Source organism: Nocardia sp. NPDC052001, from assembly GCF_040680615.1.
Taxonomy (GTDB): domain Bacteria; phylum Actinomycetota; class Actinomycetes; order Mycobacteriales; family Mycobacteriaceae; genus Nocardia.
The window spans coordinates 350,798-363,452 of the sequence record NZ_JBFAXC010000002.1 but is presented as its reverse complement, the minus strand read 5'-3'; the positions used below and the strand labels follow the sequence as shown (position 1 = coordinate 363,452).

General features: G+C 66.7%; 12 protein-coding genes. 6 read left to right on the top strand and 6 right to left on the bottom strand.

Annotated features, from left to right (window positions below):
* Positions 1-15 precede the first annotated feature (15 nt).
* Positions 16-582: a hypothetical protein gene (locus tag AB0L82_RS09930; protein WP_364633435.1), complete on the top strand. Its 567-nt coding sequence runs from the start codon at positions 16-18 to the stop codon at positions 580-582.
* 24 nt (positions 583-606) lie between these two features.
* Here the strand turns inward: AB0L82_RS09930 and AB0L82_RS09925 are convergent, their stop codons facing one another.
* Positions 607-1,101, bottom strand: a complete 495-nt coding sequence (locus AB0L82_RS09925) for a nitroreductase/quinone reductase family protein (RefSeq protein WP_364633433.1) — start codon at positions 1,099-1,101, stop codon at positions 607-609.
* Between the two features lie 101 nt (positions 1,102-1,202).
* Between AB0L82_RS09925 and AB0L82_RS09920 the strand changes: the two genes are divergently transcribed.
* The gene (locus AB0L82_RS09920) at positions 1,203-1,883 is read left to right on the top strand and encodes a TetR/AcrR family transcriptional regulator C-terminal domain-containing protein (RefSeq protein WP_364633431.1); all 681 of its coding nucleotides are present in this window, start codon (positions 1,203-1,205) and stop codon (positions 1,881-1,883) included.
* A 3-nt stretch (positions 1,884-1,886) separates the two neighbouring features.
* Here the strand turns inward: AB0L82_RS09920 and AB0L82_RS09915 are convergent, their stop codons facing one another.
* Genes AB0L82_RS09915 through AB0L82_RS09905 form a run of 3 tightly spaced genes read right to left on the bottom strand, consistent with a single transcriptional unit; the run spans position 1,887 to position 6,167 of the window.
* Positions 1,887-4,223 carry a glycosyl hydrolase family 65 protein gene (locus tag AB0L82_RS09915; protein ID WP_364633429.1) on the bottom strand — a complete coding sequence of 779 codons (2,337 nt, stop codon included), beginning with the start codon at positions 4,221-4,223 and terminating at the stop codon, positions 1,887-1,889.
* Positions 4,223-4,978 (bottom strand): beta-phosphoglucomutase family hydrolase, encoded by a 756-nt coding sequence (locus AB0L82_RS09910; protein WP_364633428.1) that lies wholly within the window; start codon positions 4,976-4,978, stop codon positions 4,223-4,225. Before AB0L82_RS09910 ends, AB0L82_RS09915 begins: the two co-directional genes overlap by 1 nt.
* Positions 4,979-5,006: 28 nt before the next feature.
* Positions 5,007-6,167 carry an LLM class flavin-dependent oxidoreductase gene (locus tag AB0L82_RS09905; protein ID WP_364633426.1) on the bottom strand — a complete coding sequence of 387 codons (1,161 nt, stop codon included), beginning with the start codon at positions 6,165-6,167 and terminating at the stop codon, positions 5,007-5,009.
* Between the two features lie 166 nt (positions 6,168-6,333).
* Between AB0L82_RS09905 and AB0L82_RS09900 the strand changes: the two genes are divergently transcribed.
* From AB0L82_RS09900 to AB0L82_RS09890, 3 genes are all read left to right on the top strand, one after another.
* Positions 6,334-7,065, top strand: a complete 732-nt coding sequence (locus AB0L82_RS09900; RefSeq protein ID WP_364633424.1) for a M50 family metallopeptidase — start codon at positions 6,334-6,336, stop codon at positions 7,063-7,065.
* A gap of 120 nt (positions 7,066-7,185) precedes the next feature.
* Positions 7,186-7,995 carry an SAM-dependent methyltransferase gene (locus AB0L82_RS09895; protein ID WP_364633422.1) on the top strand — a complete coding sequence of 270 codons (810 nt, stop codon included), beginning with the start codon at positions 7,186-7,188 and terminating at the stop codon, positions 7,993-7,995.
* 37 nt (positions 7,996-8,032) lie between these two features.
* Positions 8,033-9,307: a sensor domain-containing diguanylate cyclase gene (locus tag AB0L82_RS09890; RefSeq protein ID WP_364633420.1), complete on the top strand. Its 1,275-nt coding sequence runs from the start codon at positions 8,033-8,035 to the stop codon at positions 9,305-9,307.
* Here the strand turns inward: AB0L82_RS09890 and AB0L82_RS09885 are convergent.
* Entirely contained in the window at positions 9,304-10,095 is a 792-nt protein-coding gene (locus AB0L82_RS09885; RefSeq protein ID WP_364633418.1) for a 3-oxo-5-alpha-steroid 4-dehydrogenase, read from the bottom strand. The two genes, AB0L82_RS09890 and AB0L82_RS09885, sit on opposite strands and share 4 nt — an antisense overlap.
* A 123-nt stretch (positions 10,096-10,218) precedes the next feature.
* Between AB0L82_RS09885 and AB0L82_RS09880 the strand changes: the two genes are divergently transcribed.
* A complete protein-coding gene (locus tag AB0L82_RS09880) occupies positions 10,219-11,229 on the top strand; it encodes a hypothetical protein (RefSeq protein WP_364633416.1) in 1,011 nt (336 codons plus the stop codon).
* Here AB0L82_RS09880 and AB0L82_RS09875 read toward each other — a convergent pair.
* Positions 11,226-12,644 carry a cytochrome P450 gene (locus AB0L82_RS09875; protein WP_364633414.1) on the bottom strand — a complete coding sequence of 473 codons (1,419 nt, stop codon included), beginning with the start codon at positions 12,642-12,644 and terminating at the stop codon, positions 11,226-11,228. The two genes, AB0L82_RS09880 and AB0L82_RS09875, sit on opposite strands and share 4 nt — an antisense overlap.
* Positions 12,645-12,655: the final 11 nt, after the last annotated feature.

The following is a 12,655-nucleotide window of genomic DNA, read 5'->3' as shown; positions in this document are numbered from 1 at the left end:
TTCTACAATCGCCGCGTGACGCTCACCCTCACCGATCTCACCGGCTATATCGATCGCGATCTCGACGCCGATCTGGCGCGCTGGTTCCCCGCTGACGACCCGGTTCACGTTCCCGCGGAAACCCGTTCGGTAGCACCGTTTCTCGCTCGTTTGCAGCCCGCGGACGCGGCGGCGCTCGCCGCCCTGGATCGGCGGGTGCGCTCGGATGCCATGCCGCGGTTCCTGGATATCTTCGACTGGTCCTACGGCTTCGATTTCGCCGGGAACGACTGCGGCATCCTGGATTCGGACTACACCACCGAACTCACCGATGACGATCTCTACTCCATCGGCGCGGACGGTGGCGGTAACCTTTACGTCGTACTCACCAATGGTCAAGTGGCCGTGTGGTTTCACGAGGAAGAGGTTGTCGAAGCCGGGACGCGCTTCGACAACCTCGATGTCTTCATCTGGTCCTATGTGCGATATCAGGCGGTGCGGGCGGGCAGGCTGGAGCGCGCGGCGGTGGAATCCGATTTCCTGGCCCTGGGCCAGGACGGCGTGCTGAATCCGAACCTCGGACTGCTCAGATACCTGAAATAGCCCGTACCCCTTGCGAATACCGGGTCACTGCGCCGCCGCCCTGCGCAGGCGCAGGACCTGGTCCACCCCGAACAGCCGCAGCCCCAAGCGCTCCGAGCGCGATTGGTACCGGGCCACCGAGGCCACGGGCACCAGTTCGGGCTCGGTGATCCGGTAGGTCGTGCCCTCGTGCACGACCTCGGCGGTACCGGCCGCCAGCACATTCTTGAGCCAGTCCGGCGTGGTGCCGTAGGGCAGTGAGATCAGGAAATCCTCGCCAGCCGCGGTGATGCCGACCGGCGTCGCGTACTCCTTCCCGCTGGAGCGGCCGATGTGCCGGACCACCGAGGCATCCGCCCCGCGCTGTCCGGCGGTCTTCATGACCCGCCGATTGGTGACCCGCCGGTTGAAGCGGCGCACCAGCGCGAGCCCGGGTTCATATCCCGTCTGCATCACCGCCAGCAGGAAGAACAGCGCTCCCAGGGCTAGGCCCACCGGCGTGCCCACCCCTATCGCGATCACGATCCACATGGTTCTCATCACTCTCCCTTACGACGTAAGTCTGACGGAACCAGCGAAACATTACGTTGTAAGGCTGTCAAGACCTGTGAGACTTACGACGTACGGTAAATTTGTCCGTCATGGTCACCGATCAACGTCCCCGCCTGAGCCGGGAGCAGATTTTCCGCACCGCGGTCGCGCGGGCCGACCGGGACGGCGTCGAAGCGGTCACCATGCGCAATATCGCGACCGACCTCGGCGTCGAGGCGATGTCGCTCTACCACCACGTGGCCAATAAGGCCGAATTGCTCGACGGCATGGTCGAAGTCGTGCTCGACAGCATCACCGCGGCCGTCGGATCACCGGTCGTGAACGACCCCTCCGACTGGAAACCTTTGCTGCGCAAGCGCATTCTCATCGCCCGCGACATTCTGCTCGGCCACCCCTGGGCCCCCGCGCTGATCGGCACCCGCTCCCCCATGACGCTCTCGATCGTCGCCTACTTCGACGGCGTCATCGGCCTGTTCCGCGGCGGCGGCTTCTCCTACGAACTCGCCCACCACGCCATGCACAGCCTGGGCAGCCGCGCCCTCGGCTTCACCCAGGAACTCTTCGGCCCCCCGGCCGATCAGAGCGAGCCGGACGCGGTCGCCGCCCTCACCGCCGTGGCCGACCGCTTCCCCAATATCGTCGGCATGATGGCCGCCGACACGCACGATGACACCGGCGCACTGCTGGGTTGGTGCGATGACCAGACCGAATTCGAGTTCGGCCTGGACCTCATCCTCGACGGCCTGGAACGGCTGCGGTCGGCGGGCTGAGCCTCACCGGCGGCGGCGCGGTGCGCGCCCGGCGGGTGCGGAGACCGGGGGTGGGGTCGGTGCGGGCGGATTCGACAGGGTCAGTGCGGAATCGGTGAGGGTGTGGGCGATGCCGTGGTGACGCAGGCCGACCGGATCACCCGACAGCAGGCGATAGGTGGTCTGCCGCGGCAGGATCTCGACCGCTATTCGACTGGCGCGCCAACTGATTCGGAAGGCCAGCCGGTCGAGCTGTTCGGGCAGGCGGGGCGCGAAGGCGGGTTCGCCCTCATGATCACGCAGACCGCCGAAACCGCCGACGCAGCTGATCCAGGTGCCCGCGAGCGCCGCGATATGCAGTCCCTCACCGACATTGTGGTGCAGATCGTGCAGATCGGTGAGGGCCGCCTCGGCGAAGTGATCGAAGGCCAGGTCCAGATGTCCGACCTCGGCGGCCATGACAGCCTGCATGCACGCGGACAGCGAGGAGTCCCGGACGGTCAGTTGCTCGTAATAGCCGAAGTTCCGGGTCTTCTGCTCCAAGTCGAAGATGCTGGGGCACAGGTACATCGCGAGCACCAGGTCGGCCTGTTTGACCACCTGTAGCCGGTACAGGTCGAAATAGGGGTAGTGCAGCAGCAGCGGATACTTCTTCTCCGGTGTGCCGTCGAAATCCCAACGGGCATAACGGGTGAAGCCCTCGGATTGTTCGTGCACGCCGAGTTCGGGGTTGTAGGGCAGCACCATGGCGTCCGCGTATTTCCGCCAGCGGCCGTACTCCTCGGCGGATACGCCCAGGCCGTCGGCGACCTCCGGGCGGCGCTCACAGGCATCGGCGGCGGCGCGCAGATTCCGCTGGGCCATCAGATTGGTGTAGAGGTTGTTGTCCGCGAGCGCGGAGTACTCGTCGGGACCGCTGACACCATCGATTCGGAAGCCGTCCGATTCCAGGTGTCCCAGACTGGCCCACAGCCGGGCCGTCTCCGCCAGCAGCTCTACGCCGCAATCGATGTCGAATTGCTCGTCCCCGGTCGCGGCCAGATAGCGTACGGTCGCGTCGGCGATATCGGCATTGACGTGCACGGCGGCGGTCGCGGTCGGCCAATAGCCGGACGCCTCCACGCCATTGATCGAACGCCACGGGAACATGGCCCCGGACTGCCCGAGCTCCTGCGCGCGCTTGCGCGCCTGATTCAGGGTGGAGTGCCGCCAGCGCAGTGCGTCGCGCGCGGCCCGGGGCATGGTGTAGGTGAGCATCGGGAGCACATAGGTTTCGGTGTCCCAGAACGCATGTCCGTCATAGCCGGGTCCGGTCAGGCCCTTCGCCGGGATGGCACGGGCCTCACCGCGCGCACCCGCCTGCAGCACATGGAACATCGCGAAGCGGACGGCCTGCTGCAACTCCGGATCGCCGTCCACTTCGATATCGGCCTGCGCCCAGAAGTCGTCCAGGTAATCGCGCTGACGCGCGCACAACTGGTCCCAGCCGGTCTCCATGGCGGACGCCAGCGCGGCATCCACCTGTGCGCGCAGAGCGGGCGACGAGCGCCGCGCGGACCAGCCGTAGGCCAGATATTTGGTCAGCCGCAGCCGGTTTCCGGCGGCGAGGTCCACCGCGACGGTCACCCGGGCCAGATCCCCCTCGGCGTGTACCCCGCAGCGCGCGGGTTCGCTCACCTCCAGCTCATGGTTCATGGCGGCCGCCAGCCGTAGCCCCGACTCGCGGGTCCGATGTACCAGCACCGCGGCGAGATCGTGCGCCACCGCGTCCTCGGCGACCAGCGGCCGGTCCAGCGCCGCGCCCAGTCGCGGATCTCCCTGCGCCGCCGAAATTGGTTCATTGGCAAGCAGATCCGACTGCACGACCAATTCGATATCGCCGTCGAGGGATTCCACCTCATAGCGAATGGCGGCCACCGCGCGATCGGTGAAGGACACCAGGCGTTCGGAGTGGACGCGCACCCGCCGCCCGGTCGGCGAGGTCCATTCGGTGCTGCGCCGCAGCGTGCCGGAGCGGAAGTCCAATACCCGCTCGTGCGGCCCGGTGTGCCCGTACCGCAGATCCATCGGCTCATCGCCGACCAGCAGCCGAATGATCTTGCCGTCGGTCACGTTCACCACGCTCTGGCCCAGCTCCGGATAACCGAACCCGACCTCGGCGTAGGGCAGCGGGCGGGATTCGTAGAATCCGTTCAGATAAGTTCCCGGCAGCCCCACCGGTTCGCCTTCGTCGAAACCCCCGCGCAGACCGAGATGCCCGTTGGCGAGCGCGAAGATCGACTCGGTGCGGCGCAGCGCGTCGAGATCGAGTCCGCACCAGCGCAATTCCCACGGCGCCAGCTGAAATCCGTTCTCCCCCATCAACGCTTCACCAGCTCGGACAGATCGGCGACGACCACGTCCGCCCCTGCGGTTCGCAACGCCTCGGCGTGCTCGTGCGCACCGCTGCGCTCCACCCCGACCACGAATCCGAACTTCCCCGCATGCCCGGCCGCCACGCCGGAGATGGCATCCTCGAATACGGCGCACTCGTCCGGTCGGACACCCAATTCGGCGGCACCGGCGAGGAATCCGTCCGGTTCGGGTTTGCCGGCCAGACCGCGTTCCGCGAAAGTCTTTCCGTCGACACGGATTTCGACGAAGCCGGACAGATCGGCCGCGGTCAACACCGCCGCGGCATTGGCCGAGGAGGACACCACCCCGATCCGCAGCCCGGCCGCCCGCACCGCGGTCAAGTAGTCCGCCGAGCCCGGGTAGACGTGCACGCCTTCCCGCTCGATCAGCCCCCGCAGCACCCGATCCTTCCGGTCACCGATCGAGCGCACGGTCCAGCCGTCGGCGGGGTCACCGCTCTCTCCCTCCGGCACAGCGATATTCCGTGATTGCAGGAACGCGCGCACACCGTCCAAGCGCGGCAGCCCGTCCACATGATCGCGATAGTCCGCGCCCGAGAACAGCGGTGTCCCCGCTCCGCACCACTGCACCAGGAATTCGTCGAAGACCTGTTTCCAGGCCCGTTCGTGCACCGCCGCGGTACTGGTCAGCACCCCGTCCAGATCGAACAGCACCGCCGAGATCGTCTCGGGCAGACCCACTCGCGCATCCACATGAACCATGCCCCGGCGGTACCCGGACCCGGAACGATCAAACGGTGACGCTCTCGCGCACGGACCGGCGCAGGCGGGCGGCCAGCCACAGTACGACGCCATAGCCGAAAGCCGCGTCCGCGTTCGAGACCAGCGCCGACGATGGGAAGATAATGGCGTGCCGCAGACCGGCGTCGGCGAGTTCGCGTACCCGGGACAGGATTTCGGCCGGGGTGCCGATGATCAGCCATTCGTACAGCACCGCATCGGGCACCTCGGCGATGGCCGCCTGCACCTCGGCGCGACTCAGGCGATGCGGCAGCAGATCGATGAGCCCCCGGAAATTCTCTCCCAGTGGATGTTTCGCACCGTGCCGCGCCCAGAGTTCGGCCGAGGCGAACAGACCGAGGTAGCGCACTCCCGGTGCCCGCAACAGCCGCTTGATATCGGAACGGGTACGCGCGGGCAGGATCTGGACCATGGCGGCGGGAACTATCGCATCGGGATCCCGGCCCGCCGCGCTCGCGGATTTGCGCACCAATTTCCAGCGGCGTTCGTATTCGTCCGGCGCCATCGACTCCCACGGGTACCAGCCGTCGGCGTAGCGGCCGGTCAATTCCAGCATGCGGGGACCGTGCGCGCCGATCCAGATCTGCGGCATGCGATCCGGCGGAGCGACCAGATCCATTGGCGCGTGGTCGATCCGGTAGTACTTACCGGTGAATTCGATGGGCTCGGTCGACGTCAGCGCCAGGCGCAGCACCTGCAATGCCTCTTCGAGCCGATCCACCGGGCGGTTCCAGGTGAATCCATACGGATCGAGATTCTCCGTCTCACCGGAGCCGATCCCGAGAATGGGCGGCGTCCTGGTCATATGCGCCAGGGTGAGAAAGGTCTGCGCCAGCAGTACCGGATGCCGCCGATGCGGATCGGTCACGCCGACCCCCAACTGCACCTTGCCCGCGCCCGCGGCGAGATGCGCCAGCAGCGGGGCGTAGTCGAATTGCTCATCGGGACTGCGCACCGTCTTGGCCTGCGGGGTGAAATCGGTGTCCCACACCGATTTCGGGAAGACGCTGATCAGATGATCCGGCGCGAGAATCGAATCCAGCCGTCCCAGGCGCGCCGCCTTCACCATGAAGCGCGCGGTCGCCAGGGGCGGATTGACACCGGCGAGCGTGCCCACCGCGAATGATTTGCCTTGCTGCGAGTCCGGCACGGCCGTCTCCTCTCGGCGGGCGCACCCCCTGCGAGCCCCCACCGATTATCACGTCGACCCCGCCGTCGCATGCGAGAAACGGCGCGCATTGGCCCGGCACTCCTGTTCGGCGGTCCGGCACTCCTGTTCGGTGGTCCGGCACAGCCACACTCGCTATGGTTCGGCGATGTACAGCGCAGAGTTCGTCGAACACGGCAGCTCGATCGTGGATCGACTGACCACCACCCAGTCCGCGCCGCCCTGGCAATTGGTGATCGGAACCGGAGTGGTCGCGCTGCTATTGGTGGCGTTCCGCCCGAGCTGGCGGCTGATGCGCAATGTGGTGACCATCGCGCACGAGGGCGGTCACGCCTTCACCGCCCTGCTCACCGGACGACGGCTGAACAGCATCCGCCTGCATTCGGACACCTCCGGGCTCACGGTGTCCAGCGGAAAGCCGTACGGCCTGGGCATGATTCTGACCACCGCGGCCGGATATCCCGCGCCCGCGCTGCTGGGCCTGGCCTACGCGGGCCTGCTCGGCGCGCATCGGATCACGCTCATGCTCTGGCTCACCGTCGTACTGCTGTTGATTCTGCTGGTGAAGGTGCGTAACGGGTACGGCCTGCTGACGGTGCTGGTGATCGGCGGCATCATCGTGGTGGTGTCCTGGTTCGGCACCGATGACACCCAGGCCGGATTGGCCTATCTGGCGGCGTGGTTCCTGTTGCTGGCGGCGGTGCGCCCGGTGATCGAGTTGCAGCGTAATCGCCGCCACGAGCCGAATTCCGATGCCGATCAGCTGGCGCGCCTGACGCATGTGCCCGGACTAGTGTGGGTGCTGGTGTTCGGTGCGGTGGCGGTGGGCGCGCTCGTGGTCGGCGTGCGTTTGCTGCTGGCGGGCGTACCGCTGTCCTGAGATCGGTACCGCTACAAGATTTCTGGAGAACGCGGGCTAACATCGCGGGTGTGCACCGGCCGGGTGATCGCCGAACACGGGGATCCGCGGCCGGGTTCTTTGATTGCAGGAGGGTGCAGGATGGACAGACCGGCATGGGCCCCGGAGGGCGTGGATATGTCGCAGGCGAGCCCCGCTCGCATGTATGACGCACTGCTCGGCGGTTCGCATAATTTCGAGATCGACCGCCGGGCCGCAGAACTGGGCAAATCGCTCGTACCGGACCTGCCCCGGGTTGCCCTGAGCAATCGCGCCTTCCTGCGCCGCGCTGTGCGATTCCTGGTGGATTCCGGCGTCACCCAATTCCTCGATATCGGCTCCGGCATTCCGACCGCGGGCAATGTGCACGAGGTCGCCCAGGAGATCGATCCGACCTGCCGGGTGCTGTACGCCGATATCGATCCGGTGGCCGTGGCGCACGCGCGCGCCATCCTGGGCGGCAATGACCATGCCGCCGCCATCGAGGCGGATCTGCGCAAACCCGCGGATCTGCTCACCGCCGCCCGCGAGGTCGGCCTGCTCGATTTCGATCAGCCGGTGGGCGTGCTGCTGTTCGCGGTGCTGCATCTGCTCGGTGATGAGGACCGGCCCGGCGAGACGGTCACCGCCCTGCACGCCGCCGTTCCGTCGGGCAGCTATGTCGCCATCTCCCATCTCACCACCGCCACCCGGCCCGAGGACGCCGCCAAACTCGGCGCGAACGCCGCCAATGAGAGCAAGGTCGGCATTCATTTCCGGTCCCGCGAGGCCATCACCGGTTTCTTCGACGGCTGGGAGCTACTGGAGCCGGGCGTGGTGGAGCTACCGCTGTGGCGCCCGGAATCCGAGCGCGATCAGCATGAAACCCCCGGGCGCTCACTCGGTTTGGCCGGCGTAGCCCGGAAAGCCTGAGTCCGAGTAGGGCTTTCGGGGCGGCAGGGGGTCAGCGATGGGAGCGGCACACGAACTGGCGGTGCGCTGGGCGAGCATGCTCGACGGCGCGGTCGCGCCGACCCTGAACCGCGACCAGGTCGAAGCACTGCTGACCCCGTACGCCGAGGGGCTCATCGCCGCCGTGCGGGGCACCGCCGACTCGGATGTGGCGCGCGCGGCCGCCGCCGCGCTGGTGGCCGCCAATTACCGTGACCCCCTTGCCGTGCACCGGTCGGTACTGGTGCTCTGCAGGGATCTGGTGGCCGCCGTCTGCCCGGATCCGGACTGCCCGGATTTCGGCCCGGTGCGCGAACGCGCCATCGATGTGGCCGCGGAATTCGCCGCCGAGTTCACCGCCGGATTACGCGGCGCCGCACTCGCCGAGCAGGAAGCCACCATGGCCGCGGCGTTCATCGCGGCCCGCGAGGCCGAGGCCCGGCGGCAACTGTCCGAGGCGCGCTTCCAAGCCATTTTCGCGGGCGCGTCGGTGGGCATCGGCACCATCGATATCACCACCGGCCGCGTGGTCGATGTCAATAACGCCATGGCCGAAGTCCTCGGCGTCCCAGCCGAATCCATGCCGGGCCGATCGGTGGCCGACATCCTCGGACCGGTCAATATCGGCAATGCCTTCGAACAGTTCCAGCAGCTGCTCAGCGGCGCGGTGGACAGCTTCCGCACCGAGACCGTGCACACCCGGCCCAATGGCACCGTCACCATCATCGACCTGTCCATGTCGGTGGTGCGCGATAGCGACGGGAACCCGCGCTTCCTCATCGGGGTCACCGTCGATGTCACCGAGCGCAAGCAGCTGGCCGATCAGCTCTGGTACGACGCGCACCATGATTCGCTGACCGGGCTGCCCAATCGTCTGCTCTTCTTCGACCGGCTCGCCGCGGCCAATGGTCAAGTGGGCGTGTGCTATCTGGACCTGGACGGGTTCAAGGAGATCAACGACCGGCGCGGGCATACCGCCGGGGATCGGGTGCTGTGCGATGTGGCGCTGCGCCTGCGCGCCGCGCTGCCGGACAATGCCGTGGCGGCCCGGCTGGGCGGGGACGAATTCATCGTGCTGGTCGAGGATTGCACGGGCAGAACGGAATTGACCGCCGTCTCGGATCGCATTCTGGCGGCGCTGCGCGAACCCTTCGATGTGGCCGGGCTTTCGGTGACGGTGGGCGCGAGTATCGGTACCGCACTGGTGGATACCCACTCCACCGCCATCGACGAGCTCATGCATGCCGTGGACACCGCCATGTATCGCGATAAGGCGGCGCGCCAGGGACGCTAGATGGTGAAGGGCACCAGTGCTTTTCGCTCGGCCGGATAGTCCGCGAACTTCTCCCGGTACCACTTGTGCGTGGCGAAGGCGCGCGGCACCAGGTTCCCGAAGGTGATGAGGAAGATGACCACGCCCGGCAGCGCCCAGGTCAGGATGGCGAAGCCCGCCCAGGCGATCAACTCGCCGAGATATGTTGGGCTGGTGACGAATCGGAAGCCCAGCCCGAATGGAATCTTGTATTCGGTCGCGCCCGGATTGTTCTTGTCGCGCAGGTTCCGCACGATCCACTCCGAGCTGGTCAGCAGGGCGAAACCGCTCAGGTAGATGACCAGCCCGATCAGGAATCGCGGATCGGTGAGCCAATCGGTTCCGTACTGCCCCAGATAATCATGGCTGAACAGCGCACCATTGAGATAGCCGTGCAGGGCCGTGACGAACATGCCCATACCGAGCACCGAGACATTGAAACTGCTGGTCTTGCCCGGCACCTGACGAATCGAAAGGGGGAAGAGCCAGCCGCGATTGGCGTAGTGCAGAATCCAGATGGCCGCCAGCACCAGCGAAGTCGGCTCGAATCGATTCGGACCGCTGAGGTAGGCGACCGCGAAGACGACCGTGGCTGGAATCTCCATGAGCCACCAGCCGAGCTTCGGATTGAGGTTCAGCCCCAGCTTGGCGGTGGCGAAGCGGCCGTAAGGGCTCTGCCCGAACAGTCCGCCCACCAGCACGAATGCCGCGAATCCGAACGCGATCGTCAAGACGGTGTCATAGACGGTGTTACCGGTATACCAGTTCATTCAGGGTCCTTCGTAGTAAAACTAGAACAGGTTCTACCACGCGGGGTGGTCCGTTCGATACCCGTACGGGGCATCGATCTCTACTGCCCGGTAGGTTGGCGGACAGCCTGGAGGGAGGCGAGGATGGGTACACAGGGTTGGGATGTACTGCTGAAGTGGATGCCGTTCTTCCTGGAGGAGGAAGACGAGGAGGCCGATCGATTCGGCCTGGAATGGAATCCGCGCTTCATCCAGGTGCGCGACGAAAGTAGCGGGCGGCACGCGCATTTCGCGCAGCAGGGCAGCGATATCGAGGTCGTCGTCGCGGTGCCGCCGAACCCGGCCGAGGCCGAACGACTGCTCGCGGTCTTGCGCACCCAGCCCGAGGGCGTCTGGGATCCGTGCCCGCTGCCGCTCGAATCCGATAGCACCGCACCGGATGCGCAGTGGCGCGCCGTGCAACGGGTGCGCGAGCGCCCCGAGACGGCCCGGGAGTGGAGCACCGGCTGGCGGCGCACCGCCACCGTGGCACAGCGCAAACAGGTCGCCGAATCGGTGGTCGCGGTGCTCTCGCGCGGCCTCACCATGCGTCCGGAACGGCTGCGCTTCAGCGCCTGGAGTCTGGACGCACCCGATACCGTCGGCGATTACGGCCTGGCGGCCGAGCGGCCCAGTGAGCGCGACGCGCCCGTACTCTGTTCGGACTGGGACGATTTCGAGACCCGGCTGGCCTGGTCGCTCACCACGCTGCCGTGGGATGGCGTGATCAATCTCAGCACCCCGCATCCCGGTCCGGATCCGTGCTTCGTGCAATTCCTGCACGGGCGGCAGCTGTTCAACGAGGCCAGCGGCTGGGATGTGGCCGGACTCGGGGCGGGCGAATTCGACCGGCGCATGCGGGATCTGGGCTGGAGCTTCGCCCCGCACAGCGTGCCGGGCGGGGCGGCGCTCATCTGGGAGGGACCGGTCGCGCAGACCGGGTACAACCCGCGGCTGCTCGGCACACCCCGGCGCACGGTGACCACCTTCCGCGAGGTGTTCGCGGTGCGGCATCCGCAGGACCTGGTGTTCCGGGCGTTCCGCAACGGCAAGCGCCGGGACCCCGAATTGCGTTATCTCGATGTGGAACTCGGGGTACCGCGCGATGTGCGCTAGAGCCGTTCCAGGGTGATGGGCAACCCGTCCGCCGGTTGCGGACCGGTGCCCGCCACCAGCGGCACCTCGTATCCCTGCGGCACGCTCCAGCGGTAGTTCAGCAGCATGCGATGCATGACGGCCTTCACGGTCATCCCGCCGAAGTATCGGCCGATGCACTTGTGCGCGCCACCGCCGAACGGTGGCCACGCGAAGCGATGCGATTTATCTTCCGCGCGTTGGGGTTCGAACCGCTCGGGATCGAAGACATCCGGATCATGCCAGTACTCGGCGGAGCGCATCATGACGTACGCGCCGCAGATGGCCACCGTGCCACGCGGAATGTAGTAGCCCGAGATCTCGGTATCGGCGACGGATTCGCGCACCACCTGGCCGACCGGGGAGTACATCCGCAGCGTCTCCTTGAACGCCAGATCCAATCCGGTGAGCTGATCCAGATCCGCGTAGTCGAGGGTCGGTTTGCCCAGCGCCTGGGACTCCTCGCGTAATCGGTCCTGCCACTTCGGATTCCGCGCGAGCTCATAGCTCAGCATGGAGATGGCGTTGGTACTGGTGTCGTGCGCCGCCATCATCACGAAGATCATGTGATCGACGATGTCCGCGTCGGTGAAGGATTCCCCCTCCTCGGTGCTGGCCTGACACAGCACGCTGAACAGGTCGTCGCCCTCCCCTGCGCGTTTGGCGGGGAGTTCGCGGCGGAAATACTCCTCCAGCAGCTGCCGCCCGTGCAGACCCCGATTCCAGATACCGCCCGGCATGGGGAATCGCAGCATGGCCTGTCCGCCCTTGACGGCGTCCTCGAAGGCATGCCCCAAACGCGTTGCCTCCGGGCCGAGTTCGGCTCCGGCGAACACCGCGGTGGCCTGTTCCAGCAGCAGCGCCTTGACGTGATCGTAGAGCGGGAATCGGGGCCCGGGCTGCCAGCCGTCCACGCCCCGGGTGATGCGCGGTGTGGTGAGATCCAGATATCCGATCAGCCGCGAGCGCGTGAACGCCTGTTGCAGAATACGGCGGTGATAGGCGTGTTCCTCGAAGTCCCGCAACAGGATTCCGCCCCGGAAGAACGGCCCGATCAGGAAGTCGTAGCCGCGCTGGGCCGACCACGCGTGCTGCCGGTCCAGCACCAGTTCCTCGAGCGCCTGCGGACTGAGCAATCCGACGATCGGGCGGCCGAACGCCCCGGACCACTGCACCGGGCCGAAGCGCCGCATGCGCCGGCGCGAGAAGCCGATCGGATCCGCGAGCTGGCTGACGATATGACCGACCCCCGGCGGCCCGAAATCACCCATGACGGGTTTGAGGCCGCTCCCGGGCGGCGGGGTGGCCAGGGCGCGCGGTGCGGAGGGGTATCGCTCCAGCACCCCGGCCGCATGAGCTTGAATCCTGTGGTTCAGCACGGCTTTTCGAGGCACCATGTTCCAACGGT